Source organism: Agrobacterium sp. ST15.16.055 (genome assembly GCF_027956555.1).
GTDB lineage: Bacteria > Pseudomonadota > Alphaproteobacteria > Rhizobiales > Rhizobiaceae > Agrobacterium > Agrobacterium salinitolerans.
The window spans coordinates 377,183-391,103 of the sequence record NZ_JAQKGN010000003.1 but is presented as its reverse complement, the minus strand read 5'-3'; the positions used below and the strand labels follow the sequence as shown (position 1 = coordinate 391,103).

Annotated in this window: 13 protein-coding genes; 7 read left to right on the top strand and 6 right to left on the bottom strand. The window is 61.9% G+C overall.

Annotated features, from left to right (window positions below; all coding sequences use genetic code 11):
* The first annotated feature begins 73 nt into the window (after positions 1-73).
* Entirely contained in the window at positions 74-1,993 is a 1,920-nt protein-coding gene (gene dxs / locus PL599_RS07860; protein ID WP_077982831.1) for a 1-deoxy-D-xylulose-5-phosphate synthase, read from the top strand.
* 52 nt (positions 1,994-2,045) lie between these two features.
* On the opposite strand, the gene PL599_RS07855 is transcribed toward dxs, so the two are convergent.
* Positions 2,046-2,408, bottom strand: coding sequence for a nuclear transport factor 2 family protein (locus PL599_RS07855; RefSeq protein WP_137409873.1), 363 nt, complete (start codon positions 2,406-2,408; stop codon positions 2,046-2,048).
* 107 nt (positions 2,409-2,515) lie between these two features.
* On the opposite strand from PL599_RS07855, the gene PL599_RS07850 reads away from it, so the two are divergent.
* On the top strand, positions 2,516-3,310 hold the full coding sequence (locus PL599_RS07850) for a helix-turn-helix domain-containing protein (protein WP_137409872.1): 795 nt from the start codon (positions 2,516-2,518) through the stop codon (positions 3,308-3,310).
* A 5-nt stretch (positions 3,311-3,315) separates the two neighbouring features.
* Complete coding sequence (locus tag PL599_RS07845) at positions 3,316-3,624, top strand: putative quinol monooxygenase (protein ID WP_137409871.1); 309 nt, start codon at positions 3,316-3,318, stop codon at positions 3,622-3,624.
* A gap of 20 nt (positions 3,625-3,644) precedes the next feature.
* Here the strand turns inward: PL599_RS07845 and PL599_RS07840 are convergent, their stop codons facing one another.
* Positions 3,645-4,097, bottom strand: coding sequence for an Lrp/AsnC family transcriptional regulator (locus PL599_RS07840; protein ID WP_137410964.1), 453 nt, complete (start codon positions 4,095-4,097; stop codon positions 3,645-3,647).
* Positions 4,098-4,218: 121 nt separating this feature from the next.
* On the opposite strand from PL599_RS07840, the gene PL599_RS07835 reads away from it, so the two are divergent.
* Complete coding sequence (locus PL599_RS07835) at positions 4,219-5,181, top strand: nucleoside recognition domain-containing protein (protein WP_269823273.1); 963 nt, start codon at positions 4,219-4,221, stop codon at positions 5,179-5,181.
* A gap of 78 nt (positions 5,182-5,259) precedes the next feature.
* Here the strand turns inward: PL599_RS07835 and PL599_RS07830 are convergent, their stop codons facing one another.
* Positions 5,260-7,281, bottom strand: a complete 2,022-nt coding sequence (locus PL599_RS07830) for a methyl-accepting chemotaxis protein (protein ID WP_269823274.1) — start codon at positions 7,279-7,281, stop codon at positions 5,260-5,262.
* A 268-nt stretch (positions 7,282-7,549) separates the two neighbouring features.
* Here PL599_RS07830 and PL599_RS07825 point away from each other — a divergent pair, with 268 nt between their 5' ends.
* A complete protein-coding gene (locus PL599_RS07825; RefSeq protein ID WP_077982838.1) occupies positions 7,550-8,302 on the top strand; it encodes a TlyA family RNA methyltransferase in 753 nt (250 codons plus the stop codon).
* A complete protein-coding gene (locus tag PL599_RS07820; protein ID WP_191217018.1) occupies positions 8,299-9,549 on the top strand; it encodes a class I SAM-dependent RNA methyltransferase in 1,251 nt (416 codons plus the stop codon). The genes PL599_RS07825 and PL599_RS07820 overlap by 4 nt, the downstream gene beginning before the upstream one ends.
* On the opposite strand, the gene PL599_RS07815 is transcribed toward PL599_RS07820, so the two are convergent.
* The 3 genes from PL599_RS07815 to PL599_RS07805 form a co-directional block, all read right to left on the bottom strand.
* Positions 9,550-9,873, bottom strand: a complete 324-nt coding sequence (locus PL599_RS07815) for a hypothetical protein (protein ID WP_269823276.1) — start codon at positions 9,871-9,873, stop codon at positions 9,550-9,552. It abuts the gene before it with no gap.
* Between the two features lie 274 nt (positions 9,874-10,147).
* Complete coding sequence (locus tag PL599_RS07810; protein ID WP_271358975.1) at positions 10,148-10,906, bottom strand: crotonase/enoyl-CoA hydratase family protein; 759 nt, start codon at positions 10,904-10,906, stop codon at positions 10,148-10,150.
* Between the two features lie 10 nt (positions 10,907-10,916).
* Entirely contained in the window at positions 10,917-12,701 is a 1,785-nt protein-coding gene (locus tag PL599_RS07805; RefSeq protein WP_269823278.1) for an acyl-CoA dehydrogenase, read from the bottom strand.
* Between the two features lie 220 nt (positions 12,702-12,921).
* Between PL599_RS07805 and PL599_RS07800 the strand changes: the two genes are divergently transcribed.
* Positions 12,922-13,917, top strand: coding sequence for a transporter (locus PL599_RS07800; protein WP_269823279.1), 996 nt, complete (start codon positions 12,922-12,924; stop codon positions 13,915-13,917).
* Positions 13,918-13,921: the final 4 nt, after the last annotated feature.

Here is a 13,921-nt window from a genome sequence, read left to right as displayed (position 1 = left end):
AGGCCGAACCGTTGGCTTTCACCATGAAAGCCGCTCTGGCGCGCCCTGCTGACGACAAGAAAAGGCCGAACGATTGACCGGAATGCCACAGACACCATTGCTCGACCGGGTGAATTTTCCCTCCGATCTCAAGGAGATCGACGATCGCGACCTGCCGGAACTGGCGCGGGAACTGCGCGACGAGATGATTGACGCCGTGTCGAAAACCGGTGGCCATCTGGGGGCCGGCCTCGGCGTGGTGGAATTGACGATTGCCATCCACAAGGTCTTCAACACGCCGGAAGACCGACTGATCTTCGATGTCGGCCACCAATGTTATCCGCACAAGATCCTGACCGGCCGTCGTGACCGCATCCGCACGCTGCGCCAGGAAAACGGGCTTTCCGGCTTCACCCGCCGTGCGGAAAGCGACTATGACGATTTCGGCGCCGGCCATTCCTCCACCTCCATTTCCGCCGGTCTCGGCATGGCGGTGGCGGCAGGTCTCGAAGGCAGCGACCGCAAGGTGATCGCCGTCATCGGCGACGGCTCGATGTCGGCGGGCATGGCGTTTGAGGCGCTCAACAATGCCGGCGCGCTCGATGCGAGGCTGATCGTCATCCTCAACGATAACGATATGTCTATTGCGCCGCCGACGGGCGCGATGAGCGCCTATCTGGCGCGGCTGGCCTCCGGCCGCACCTATATGGGCTTTCGCGATTTCGGCAAGAAACTGACGGCCTATCTCGGCAAGACCATCGATCGCGCCATTACCCGCGCCGTGACCCATGCGCGTGGTTACGTGACCGGCGGCACGCTGTTCGAGGAGCTTGGTTTCTATCACATCGGCCCGATCGACGGTCATTCCTTCGATCACCTTTTGCCGGTGCTGCGCAATGTGCGCGACAATCAGAAAGGCCCCGTCCTCATTCATGTGGTGACGCAGAAGGGCAAGGGTTACGCGCCGGCGGAGGCTGCCGCGGACAAATATCACGGCGTCAACAAGTTCGACGTCATCACCGGCGCGCAGGCGAAAGCCAAGCCGAATGCGCCGAGCTATACCAGCGTCTTTGCCGAAGCCCTGATCCAGGAAGCGACGCTCGACGACAAGATCATCGGTGTGACGGCCGCCATGCCGAATGGTACCGGTCTCGACAAGATGGCCGAGCTTTTCCCGGCCCGCACCTTCGATGTCGGCATTGCCGAGCAGCACGCCGTCACCTTTGCGGCGGGACTTGCAGCCGACGGTTACAAGCCGTTCTGCGCGCTTTATTCCACCTTCCTGCAACGCGGTTACGACCAGCTGGTGCATGATGTGGCGATCCAGAGCCTGCCCGTGCGTTTCCCCATCGACCGCGCCGGTTTCGTCGGCGCCGATGGACCGACCCATGCCGGCTCCTTCGACACGACGTTCCTTGCCACCCTGCCCGGCATGGTGGTGATGGCTGCATCGGACGAAGCGGAGCTGAAACATATGGTCCGCACGGCTGCAGCTTACGATGAAGGCCCGATTTCATTCCGTTATCCGCGCGGCGAAGGTGTGGGCGTCGAAATGCCTGTACGCGGCGAGATTTTGCAGATCGGCAAGGGCCGCATCATCAAGGAAGGCACCAAGGTTGCGCTGCTCTCCTTCGGCACACGCCTTGCGGAGTGCCTGGCGGCTGCCGAAGACTTGGATGCTGCCGGACTTTCGACCACGGTTGCCGATGCGCGCTTCGCCAAGCCGCTCGATCTCGATCTCATCCGCCAGCTTGCCAGCCATCACGAGGTGCTGGTGACTATTGAGGAAGGCTCCGTCGGCGGTTTCGGCGCGCATGTGCTGCATTTCATGGCCAGCGCCGGTTTGCTCGACCACGGCCCGAAGGTTCGCACATTAACCCTGCCCGACCAGTGGGTGGAACAGGCAAAGCCCGAGACCATGTATGCCAATGCCGGCCTCGACCGGGCCGGCATCGTTTCCACCGTGTTCAATGCGCTTGGCCAGCGTCAGGCCGGCGTGGGATTTGCGGGCTGAATCACGCTTCCCAAGGTGAAGGAGGCGGGCAGATGATCCCGCCCCCCTGGTGTTATCCTGCCGCGCCATCAAGAAAGCCGACGACATTATCGATCCGCCCGTCGGCATCGCGGCTGACAACATCGGTGCCGCCGGCAACATCGTCTCCGTCAGGCGAAATCAGACGCCATGAGAAACGGGTGAAATCGCCGTGTCCGTCAGGGGTTCCCGTCAGCACGAAGCGATATCCGGGAAACTTCTGCCGCGCCGCCTCGATCATCGCGGCGATCCCCTTCTGGCCCTCGCCCTGCATCAGGGGATCGATATAACGGGCGGTTTCGGCCCATGCCTTGTTTACCAACTGCTTGCGGCGTTCGCCGTCTTCCTCGTTCCAGACCGCGAGATAGGTTTCGGCGATTGCGAGATGCTGTGTCATGATTGTTCTCCTGTGGGTTGACGGCCCAAACATGCCGGGGTCTGGGAAGCGGAACAATTACCTGCGAGGTAATCGCATTGGCGATATCTTCTGCTAGGCTGCGGGGCATGACACATCATCGAGAACATGTCGGCCAGGTGCTGAAAGAATGGCGAGCCCGCCGCAGATTGAGCCAGCTCGATCTGGCGGTAGAGGCTGACATATCCACGCGCCATCTGAGTTTTGTGGAAAGCGGGCGCTCATCTCCCAGCCGTGACATGCTGGTGAGGCTGGCGGAGCAGCTTTCAATGCCCGCCCGCGCCGCCAACCGGCTGATGCTGGCGGCAGGTTATGCGCCTGTTCATTCCGAACGATCGCTGGATGCACCGGACATGGCAGCAGCGCGGCAAGCCGCCGAAACCGTGGTGCATGGGCACATGCCCTTCCCCGCTCTTGCCGTTGACCGGCACTGGAACGTGGTTCTTGCCAATGATGCGATCACATCGCTGCTCGCCGGCGTTTCCGCCGAACTGCTTCAGTCGCCGCTCAATGCGTTGCGGCTGAGCCTGCATCCCGATGGCTTGAGTTCCCGCATCGTCAACCTTGCCGAATGGCGGCACCACCTGCTGGAACGGCTGAAACGTCAGGTGGAGGAAACGGGAGACGACGTACTTTCCCGCCTGCAAGCAGAGCTTGCGGCCTATCCCGCACCGAAGCTTTCTGCCTATACCGCCGGTGCCGATCCGCTGGCGATACCTCTCCAGCTTCGTGATCCGTCCTCGGGCGCTATCCTGAGCTTCATTTCAACCACCACGGTTTTCGGCACTGCCACCGACGTGACACTGTCCGAGCTGGTGCTGGAATGTTTCTACCCCGCCGATGCGGCAACCCGCGAAGCACTGATGCCCAGCACCAAGGAGTAAGGCCCATGCACACCACCTATCTTATCGGCTTTCAGGTGCGCCCCGGCCAGCGCGAGCGTTTTCTCGAATTGCTGAACGCGCTGCTCGACGCCATGCGACACGAGAAAACCTTCGTGAACGTAACCCTGCACCGGGATGGCGAGAACGAGAACCGCTTCCTGCTGCATGAGACCTGGAGCGACCATCAGGACGTCATCGACGTTCAGATCCACCGGCCCTATCGCCAGGCATGGCACGACGCCCTGCCAGAGCTTCTCGACGCCCCGCGCGATATTTCCGTCTGGCGCCCCATGCGGGCAGATCACGCCGCATAGATCGACGAGCGGGACAACAATCAAAGCCGAATGGCCGTCTCCTCTTTCGCCGTCTTGATGACGACCATGGTGAAAAAGCGCGCCACATTGTGCTGGTCGCGGAACAATCGGTCACACAGGGCGTCGAATTCTTCCATATCCCGCAGGCGCAACATCAGCACCACATCTGTTGCGCCTGTGACGGCATAAGCCTGTGACACGGCCTCTTCGGCGCTGGCAATATCCAGAAAGCGGCGCATCTGCTGCTCACCGTGCAGTTTCAGTTCAACCGTCACCAGAGCCTTGAGGACGCGTCCCGCCTTTGCCGGGTTGAGGATCGCCACGATGCGGTCGATCACGCCGGACTTGCGCAACCGCTGCAGGCGGCGCAGGCAGCTGGATGGAGACAGCCCCACCTCGTCGGCCATATCCAAATTGGTGCGCGAGGCATCGTTCTGCAAAAGGTTCAGAAGTTTCCGGTCGATCCTGTCCATGCCGGCAGCATAATGCCCACCGATATCTTTGCAATAAAATTGCATGAAACTGCAATCTTTGATCGCAAATGCGAATGGGCCGGCAGTAGTGATTGGGAACAATCTTCAGGAGAGCCTTCACATGTCAGTTCTTCAGTCCATCTGGCAAAAAACGCGGGAAACGCTTGCAATCTACTGGGTGCTGGTGCGGATTACGGTTCCGATCGCAATACTGACCGAGCTGTTGTCGAGGATGGGCGCGATCGAGGCGGTGGCGCCTGCCTTTGCGCCGGTCATGAACCTCGTGGGGCTGCCGCCGGAGCTCGGTCTTGCCTGGCTGACCGCAATGCTGGTCGGCATATGGGGTGCCGTACCGCTCATCTTCACGCTTGTTCCCGCATCGTCGCTGACCGTTGCGGATATCACCGTTTTTTCGGCGCTCATCCTGTTCGCCCATGGCCTGCCCATCGAGCAGAAGATCATTGAAAAGGCGGGGCCCGGCATGATCGTCACCACGGCCCTGCGAATCGGAGGCGGATTGCTCTATGCCTTCATGTTGCATCACGTTCTGGAGGCGACGGGGTGGCTTTCCGCGCCGGTCAACCCTGCCTGGATTGCGATGAGCGCCACGCCCGAATGGTCCGCCTACTTCCTTGGCCTCGGCGAAACCATGGTCTGGATGTTCGTGATCCTCTTGGCACTTTCTCTTTGCCTTGAAATCCTCAGACTGACGCGCCTGCTGGCGCTGATGATGAAAGCGCTCTCGCCCCTGCTGCGTCTTGCGGGCATTCGCGGCGAGGCCGAACATCTCACCGCCATCGGGTTGTTTCTCGGCATTTCCTACGGCGCCGGCTTCCTGATCCGCGAGGCGCGATCGGGCACAATATCGCCCCGGCAGGTATTTCTGTCCTGCGTGTTCATGGGTTTTGCCCATAGCGTGATTGAAGACACGCTCGTGGTGATGTCGCTCGGCGCGGATGTCTATAGCGTACTGGCCGGACGGCTTGTTTTCGCCATTGCCGCGACCGCCGGCATTGCCGCCCTGCTTCACCGCCTGTCGGATGAACTGTTCTTTGCGCGAATGTTCCGGCTACAGGGCGCATAGAGCATGTTCAGGAAAAGCGCCAAAATAAAAAGGGGGCCTTTGGGCCCCCAATCCATAGGTTCGGTCTGAAAACCCGTCTCAGAACTCCGTCCAGTCCTGATCCTTGGCGGCCGGCGCTTCGGCCGCACCGCCGAAGGCGCGGGCGAGGCTCTGGCCAAGTGCACGGGCTGGCGATGCTACCGGCCGTGCGGTTGCGGAAGCCGGCTTGACCGGAGCCTTGCGAACCGGTGCGGCGGGCGCGGGCTGGAAGGCGGGCTTGGCGGAGGACTGGCGCGGCGCGGAATATCCTCCGGCACTGGCAACGGCAGCGCGCGCGCCGCCCATCCTGAACTGGCCGAGCAGGCCGTTCAGCGCTTCCGCCTCGCGCGCCAGCGAATGGCTAGCGGCGGTCTGCTGTTCCACCATGGCGGCGTTCTGCTGCGTGCCCTGATCCATCGTGTTCACAGCCGTGTTGATCTCCTGCAGGCCGGTTGCCTGTTCGCGGGAAGCGACGACGATGGCGCTGACATGGGCGTTGATCTCTTCGACTTCCGCCACGATGAGTTCCAGGGCCTTGCCGGTTTCATCGACCAGATTGACGCCATTTTCCACCTGCTGGCTGGAGGCGCTAATAAGTGTCTTGATTTCCTTGGCGGCGTTGGCCGAACGCTGCGCAAGTTCGCGGACTTCCTGCGCAACCACGGCGAAACCCTTGCCGGCGTCACCGGCGCGGGCGGCTTCCACGCCAGCGTTCAAGGCCAGCAGGTTGGTCTGGAAAGCGATATCGTCGATGACGCCGATGATGTTACCGATTTCGCCAGAGGATTTCTCGATTTCGCGCATGGCGGCAACCGCCTTGCGGACCACGACACCGGATTTCTCCGCACCGGCGCGGGCGCGCTGGACCAGATTGCCGGCATCTTCTGCGCCGCGGGCGCTGTCGCGCACCGTGGTGGTGACTTCTTCGAGCGCTGCGGCGGTTTCCTCGATGGATGCCGCCTGTTGTTCGGTGCGGCGCGAAAGATCGTCGGCGGCGGAGAGCATTTCCGCAGCACCGGCATTGATCGCGGCTGCATTCTCACCGACGGTGCGCAGCGCCTGCTGGAGTTTTTCGACGGCGCTGTTGAAATTCACGCGAACGGGATCGATGGCGGGCGCAAAAGGCGTCTCGATGCGATAGGAAAGATCGCCATCTGCGAGAGCGGCAAGGCCCTTGCCAAGCTCGGCGCTGGCAAAAGCGCTGGCGGCTTCGTCCTTGGCCTTTTCTTCCTCGTTGCGGCGGCGTTCAGCCTCTGTCGCGGAGCGCATGCGATCGGTCTCGCCGGCAAGGCGCGACTTTTCGAGACCAGCTTCCTTGAAGACAAGAACCGCCTTCGCCATCTTGCCCACTTCGTCTCCCCGATCCGTGGCGGGTACTTCCGTCGTCAGATCGCCATCGGCAAGCCGGCTCATGGCCGCCGTCATGCCGACAATCGGCGTAACGATGGAGCGCGACAGCGCCCAGATAAGGGCGACGGCCAGAAGACCGGCAACCGCGCCGCCGCCCAGAAGCGCATATTTGAGGTGGAGCGCGGCTGCCTGCTGTTCTGCGGCATAAGCGGCGGACAGACCGTTCAGCTGCTCCTTGATCTTGGCGGCGGAGGCGCGGAAGCCGTCGAGCTGGCCCTTGGCCTGATTGCGGCCGATCTCGATGATGTCGGAAATCGGCGCTTCGGTCGTCTTGCGCGCGGCAATCTGCGGTTCCGCCAGTTCCTTGAAGAAGACGGTCGCCGATTTTTCCATACCGTCAATGGATTTCAGAATTTCGGGCTCACCGGCGGCCAAAGTGCGCGCCTCATTCAGCTTCTTCAGCATGATGTCGCGCTGAGCGAAAACATCACTATAGGTGCTATCGCTGCGAAACAACAGAAAGCCGCGCTGGTTAACGGCCTGCTCCAGCATGGCGGCCGTGGCACCATCCACGGCGTGCATGATGTTGTTGGTGCGATTGTTCTCAATCGCGATTCGCTCGCTCCCCAGCGTCTGCCAGAATACGACCGCGGAAGCGAGCAGGCACACGCTCATCAAGGCACAGAAGGTGGCAATAAGCTTCAGGTTAATGGGGAGGTTTTTCAGCGACATCGCAAACTCTCTCGGCGACCCGATGCCTCGAAGCAAGCGTCTGCGCTGCAACGGCCGCAATTTTGTGAATGGGAGGAGACGCCGTCATGGCAGGTTCCGGCGGCCGCACGGGCCGTGGGCACAAAGTGCAATACAAGCCTTTATATTGGATTAATCGAACATTCGGACTTTGCGGTGCAACATCGATGGAGGGCGGCGGGCATCGCCGGTCCCTTTTCGCGATAAATTGCTTGCATCGGCGGGGTTTGGCGGTCATTGACACGGGACCATGTCCAAAACATCTGAAAATGAACGGCTTGACCAGCTTCTTGTGTCGCTCGGCCACTTTGCCAGCCGCTCGCGTGCGCGCGACGCGGTTGCGCGCGGCACCGTCAGCGTCAACGGCAAAATCGTCACCAAACCGAGCCAGACGGTCGCCGGCGATGCCGAAATCGCCATCAGCGACCCGGCACAGGCCTATGTTTCCCGCGCGGCGCTGAAACTCGTGGCCGCGCTCGATCATTTCCGGCTCGATCCTTCGGGCCATGACTGTCTCGACGTCGGCGCTTCGACGGGCGGTTTCACCGAGGTGCTGCTGGAACGTGGCGCCAGACACGTCACCGCCATCGATGTCGGCCACGGACAGATGCATGCAAGGATCGAGAACGATCCGCGTGTCACCAATCTGGAGGGGCTGAATGCTCGCTTCCTGACGGCGGAAGATATCGATGACCGGCCGATCGGCTTCATTGTCTCCGACGTGTCCTTCATTTCGCTGAAGCTCGCGCTTGCTCCGGCGCTCGAACTTGCTGAGCATGGTGCTCTCGCGGTTCTGCTGGTGAAACCGCAATTCGAGGCGGGGCGTGATGCCATCAGCAAGGCCGGGCTTCTGAAAGAGCCGGAAACGGCGCCTGCCGTGGCCGCCGAGCTGGAGCGCTGGCTGACGGAGGACATGGGCTGGAAAAGCCTCGGCCTCATTCCTTCGCCGATTTCCGGCGGCGACGGCAATATCGAATTTCTTCTCGGAGGCGAAAAGCCATGAGCACACAGACCGTCACCATCAAGAGCCTCGGCGCGCAGGGCGACGGCATCGCGCACTGTCCCGACGGCCCGGTCTATGTGCCCTTCGCACTGCCTGGAGAAACGGTGGCCATCGCCAAGGTGAAGGATCACGGCACCGTCATGTCGATAACGGCAGCCTCGGCGGAGCGCCGTGAACCGGCCTGCCGCCACTTCGGTCCCGATGGCAAGAACGGCACCTGCGGCGGCTGTTCGCTGCAGCATCTTTCCGATCAGCCTTACCACGCCTACAAGCGGGAGCTGGTGGTTACGGCACTGAAATCGAAGGGCCTGACTCCTGATGTCGACGATCTCGTCATCTGTCGTCCCGGCGAGCGCCGCCGCGCGGTGTTTGCCGCCCGCAAGACGGAAAAGGGCCTGCTGCTCGGTTTCAGCCAGGCGAACAGCCATCACATCGTCGCCATCGAGGAGTGTCCGGTCACATCGCCCGGCATCGTTTCGCGGCTGGATGCTATCAGAGCCATCGGGCTTTCCATGGTGGCGAATGCCGAACCGTTCCGCATCACCGTTCTCGAAACGCTCTCGGGTCTCGATATTTCGGTCGAAGGCATCAAGTCGGTCAGCGACAAGCAGCGGCGCACACTCACGGAAACGGTGCTTGCCATGCGCGGCATTGCCCGTGTTTCGCTCTCAGGTGAAATTCTGATCGAACCGCAAAAGCCGATCATCGAATTCGGTGGCGTTGCGGTTTCCCCGCCAGCCGGTAGTTTCACGCAGGCGACGAAGCAGGCGGAAGACGCCATGGCCGAGCTGGTGCTGGCCCATGTCGGCAAGTCCAAACGTATTGCCGATCTTTTCTGCGGTTCCGGCACTTTCGCGCTGAGGCTTGCACGCATCGGCAAGGTGCATGCGGTGGAAGCGGAAGACAAGCCATTGAAGGCGCTGGATTTCGCCGCCCGCAACACACAGGGCCTGAAACCGGTGAGCGTCGAGAAACGCGACCTCTTCCGCCGGCCGCTGATGACAAGCGAACTGAAGAATTACGATGCCGTCGTGTTCGATCCGCCGCGCGCCGGTGCGGAATTCCAGTGCAAGGAACTGGCCCGCAGCACGGTGAAGAAGATCGTTGCGGTGAGCTGCAACCCGCTGACACTTGCGCGTGATCTTACCATCCTCACGGAAGGCGGCTATCGCATCACCCGTGTCACGCCGGTCGACCAGTTCCTGTGGTCGCCGCATGTGGAAGCGGTGGCGACGCTGGAGAAATAATCACCAGGCCGTATCGACCGTGCCGTTGCCAACGACCCCCGAGCACCGGCAGGCGCCGCCAACACGGCCGCGCTCGATAGGGCAGATATAGGGCCGGCGGCGATTGGCGCTCTCCGGCGGGGTGATGACGCAGACGAAACGGGCGCGGCGCTGGCGGTCGCGGTTGCTGCCGGAGTAATGATCCGAGCCATCGTCTTCGGTAATGACGGATTGCGCCAGAATGACATTGCCGGCGGAAGCCGCCGGAGGGCGCGTTATCGCCGCCGCTTCGGTGACAGTGGCGGCGCAGAGGAAGACGGACAGGGCGAAAACGACGTGACGCATGCGGGTGGCTTTCGGGCGTAGAGCTTGTACGATCCGGTCTTGGTCGGACCGATTTGATCGACCATACATAATCCACCTTCGCAAGCACAGTGGCTTCAAACTTCCGACGATGCCGCCGGCTTCTTCTCCCCGCCGGGGAGAAGGTGGCCCGAAGGGTCGGATGAGGGGGCTAGCTCTCCGTATATCTCCACCGTCGCCCCCTCATCCCGCTGCCGCGGACTTCTCCCCGGCGGGGAGAAGAAACAAGCGGCGGGCTTCCCGGTTCCCGCGGCACTCAGCGACGCATGAATGCCTCGAAGGCGGCGCGCGCTTCCGCACTCTGCAACTGCGCGATGAAATGGCGGCCTTCCTCTTCGATGCGGGCCAGTATGTCCTGCGGATTGCCGCGAACCAGATCGCGGGCGATCTTCAGCGCCTGCTGCGGTTTGGCCGCAAGCCGGGTGGCGAGCGCCAGCGTTTCGCTTTCCACATGTTCAGGGGCGACGACTTTCCAGATCATTCCGGCCTGCAATGCCTGCTCGGCGGAAAAACCTTCGCCCATGGCAAGCAGCGCAAAGGCGCGCTGGTGTCCCATGAGTTTCGGCACGAGCAGGCTGGAGGCCGCTTCCGGCACCAGAGCGAGGTCCACGAATGGGGTTTTGAACAGGCTGCGGCTGGAGGCGACCGTCAGGTCGCAATGCAGGTTCAGCGTCGTGCCGATGCCGATGGCGAGCCCGTCGACGCCGGATACCATCGGCTTTTCGAAGGCGACGAGCGCTTTCAGAAGCTCAAGCGCGGCGAGTTTGCCCTTGCCGCCCGACATGGCGAAGGCGAGGAAATCGGCCATGTCGTTACCGGCGGAGAAGCAGCCTTCCGTGCCGAGAAAGGCGACGACGCGAATTTCCGGGTCCGCATTGGCGGCATGCAGGGCGTCTGCCATGCGCAGATACATGGCATCGGTGATGGCGTTTTTCTTGTCCGGCCGGTTGAAGCGGATGGTCGAGACTTCCGGCGCATGGCCGACGCGCTCGACGAGAATGTGTTCGTCCGACATCTGAGCCTCCTCAAGCCAATACGGTGCGGGCGGCGGCAAGGCTTGCCGCACCTGATATAACGCGATCCTTCAGCGCCGTCGTTTCCGCCAGCAGGTTTTCCGCTGCAAACCGGCAAAGGGCGGCGCGATGCCCGCCCCTGCCATCATCGACGGCGGCCAATGCGCCCTTGGCGAGATAGGCGCCTGTCAGCGCCAGGCCGAAGAGCCGCTGATAGGCCGTCGCTCCGGCAAGCGCGGTTTCGGTTTCGCCAGCCTTGATGCGCTCCAGCAGCCAGTCAGTCGTGATTTCCAGATCGTTGAGGCTCGATTCGAGATAACGGGCGGTCTCGCCAAGGTCATCGCGGTTAGACGCGGCCGTCCGGGCAGCAATCTCACGCAGCTCAGCGATGAAACCGCGCACCTGCGCACCCTCGGAGAGCGGCAGCTTGCGCAGCACCAGATCGATGGCCTGAATGCCGTTGGTGCCCTCGTAGATCGGCGCGATGCGAGCATCGCGTAGATAACGCGCAGCACCTGTTTCTTCAATGAAGCCCATGCCGCCATGCACCTGAATGCCCATGGAGGCGACATCGACGCCGGCATCGGTGGAGAAAGACTTGGCGATCGGGGTCAAAAGAGCAGCGCGCTCCTGCCAGTGAGCGCGCTGCGAGGCGTCTTCAGTCGCATGCGCCATGTCGATGGCATGCGCGCAGCTGAAAGAAATCGCCCGTGATCCCTGCGTCAGTGCCTTCATCGTCAGAAGTGTTCTGGCGATATCAGGATGTTCGATGATCGGGCTCATGCCGGAACCCTGCCAGCCGGGCGCCCTGCCCTGCGTGCGCTCCCTGGCGTATTCGATGGCCTTCTGGGTGGCGGCCTCGCAGATCGCCACGCCCTGCATGCCGACGGCAAGGCGGGCGTTGTTCATCATGGTGAACATGCAGGCGAGACCTTTGTTCTCCTCGCCGATCAGCCAGCCGAGCGCGCCCTTTTCGTCACCGAATTTGCCATCGCCGAAGATCATCGTGCAGGTGGGCGAGCCGTGAATGCCGAGCTTGTGTTCCAGCGAATGGCAGAAAAGATCGTTGCGACTGCCCGGTGCGCCATTTTCATCGGGCAGGAACTTCGGCACGAGGAACAGCGAGATGCCGCGCGTTCCGGCCGGCGCATCCGGCAGGCGGGCGAGAACGAGGTGGATGATATTGTCCGCCGCGTCGTGTTCGCCCCAGGTGATGAAAATCTTCTGGCCGAAGATGCGGTAGGTGCCGTCGCCGTTGCGTTCCGCCCGGGTCTTCAGGACGCCGAGGTCCGAACCCGCATGCGGCTCGGTGAGGTTCATGGTGCCGGTCCATTCGCCGGAGACGAGTTTTGGCAGATAGGTGCGCTTCAACGCATCGCTGCCGTGGGCGACAAGGGCCTCCACCGCGCCCATGGTCAGCGTCGGGGCCAGCGCAAAGGCCATGGAGCCGGAATTCCACATTTCGAGTGCTGCGACATTCAGCATATGCGGCAGGTTCTGGCCGCCGAATTCTTCAGGCGCCGTGAGGCTATTCCAGCCCGCTTCCGCCCAGCGGCGGTAAAGATCGGCCCAGCCATCCGGTGTCGTCACCTTACCATCGGTTAGCTTTGCGCCCTGGCGATCGCCGATTTCGGCGAGAGGTGCGACCTCTGCGGTGGCGAAGCGGCCGGCTTCGTGCAGAATGGCATCGACCAGATCTTCCCCAAGGTCTCCCAGCGCACCCGCCGACAGCGCGTCTTCGAGACCCGCTACATGTTTGAGTGTAAAGGCGATATCGTCCACCGGCGCGCTATACATGCTGCCTCCTCCCGAAGCTCTGGCATCTTGCTACTGCCCTCGGGCTAAATGATTTTTACGTAAACGTCAATTTGAAAATTCCGGCCTATTCAGCGGGATTGTTATAAAACTGTCATGTGAATTTGTTCAGCATGCGCTGAAAGGCGCCTCGCCGCCGCCGCTCCCACACCGGAACGACGGACGCCTCCTTCCTCCCATCCAGCCGGTCAGGACTGCCACGATGGATCTCGTTACACCCGTTATTCCGGGCCTTGTCTGGGCCTATCAATTCCACCCCGGCACAGCCCCGTGCCGCCGGCTTGCGCCCGATGCCGGCTTTGATGAAATGGCCGGATGCGCCGGGTTCTTCTGGTTGCACCTCAACCTTGCGGATCAGCGTGTGGCGGGTTTTCTCGAGACCATCGACGGCCTCGACCCGGCGGCGCGCGCAAGCCTCACCACCCATGAGACGCATCCTTCCATCGTGGTCGATGAGAAATCGCTCTATGGCACGTTGGTCGATTTCCAGCGGGAATTCGACAAGGAAACGCGCGATTTCGGCTGGCTGCATTTTGCGGTGAGTGACCGTTTCATCATCACCACCCGCCTGCAACCGCTGCATTCGGTGGACCGGCTGAAGGCCGCGGTGGACAAAAATTCCAACCGCTACCTCACGCCGTCGCATGTCTTCGAGGGGCTGGTGGCGGAATTCCAGCGCTCGCTCATCAATCTGGTGATGGAGACGACGGAGGAACTCAACGCCATCGAAGATCTGGTCTATGACAGCGAGACACGCGACGAACGGCGGCGTCTTGCCCCGCTGCGCCGCACGGTGGTTCGCCTGCACCGGCATCTGCGCACTGTGCTGACCCTGATGCGGCGAGCTTCGGCCGCCGATGATGACGAGATGCCGGATGGTTTCGAGGATGTCGCCTCACGCCTGATGGGCCGTCTGGAGGCTGTCGATCACGACGTCTACGCCCTGCAGGAGCGGGCAAGGCTGCTGCATGAGGAAATCGATTCCAAGCTCTCCTCCGAAACCAACCGACATCTTTATATCCTGTCGCTGATGACGGCGTTCCTGCTGCCGCCCTCGCTGGTGACCGGTTTTTTCGGTATGAACACGGATGAACTGCCGTTTACCGTCGGCACCGGCGGCACGCTGTCGGCCAGTATCTTCATCGTTATTTCGGTGGCGCTTGCCTGGTTCGTGCTGAAGCGCGCGCGAATCCTGTAACGCA

What these genes read in the sequence shown, in the direction of transcription:
- PL599_RS07855 (WP_137409873.1), bottom strand. Translation starts at nt 2,408, where the DNA reads ATGACACAGCATCTCGCAATCGCCGAAACCTATCTCGCGGTCTGGAAC.
- PL599_RS07815 (WP_269823276.1), bottom strand. Translation starts at nt 9,873, where the DNA reads ATGCGTCACGTCGTTTTCGCCCTGTCCGTCTTCCTCTGCGCCGCCACT.
- PL599_RS07840 (WP_137410964.1), bottom strand. Translation starts at nt 4,097, where the DNA reads ATGGACAGGATCGACCGGAAACTTCTGAACCTTTTGCAGAACGATGCC.
- PL599_RS07825 (WP_077982838.1), top strand. Translation starts at nt 7,550, where the DNA reads ATGTCCAAAACATCTGAAAATGAACGGCTTGACCAGCTTCTTGTGTCG.
- PL599_RS07845 (WP_137409871.1), top strand. Translation starts at nt 3,316, where the DNA reads ATGCACACCACCTATCTTATCGGCTTTCAGGTGCGCCCCGGCCAGCGC.
- PL599_RS07805 (WP_269823278.1), bottom strand. Translation starts at nt 12,701, where the DNA reads ATGTATAGCGCGCCGGTGGACGATATCGCCTTTACACTCAAACATGTA.
- PL599_RS07850 (WP_137409872.1), top strand. Translation starts at nt 2,516, where the DNA reads ATGACACATCATCGAGAACATGTCGGCCAGGTGCTGAAAGAATGGCGA.
- PL599_RS07830 (WP_269823274.1), bottom strand. Translation starts at nt 7,281, where the DNA reads ATGTCGCTGAAAAACCTCCCCATTAACCTGAAGCTTATTGCCACCTTC.
- PL599_RS07810 (WP_271358975.1), bottom strand. Translation starts at nt 10,906, where the DNA reads ATGTCGGACGAACACATTCTCGTCGAGCGCGTCGGCCATGCGCCGGAA.
- PL599_RS07820 (WP_191217018.1), top strand. Translation starts at nt 8,299, where the DNA reads ATGAGCACACAGACCGTCACCATCAAGAGCCTCGGCGCGCAGGGCGAC.
- PL599_RS07800 (WP_269823279.1), top strand. Translation starts at nt 12,922, where the DNA reads ATGGATCTCGTTACACCCGTTATTCCGGGCCTTGTCTGGGCCTATCAA.
- PL599_RS07835 (WP_269823273.1), top strand. Translation starts at nt 4,219, where the DNA reads ATGTCAGTTCTTCAGTCCATCTGGCAAAAAACGCGGGAAACGCTTGCA.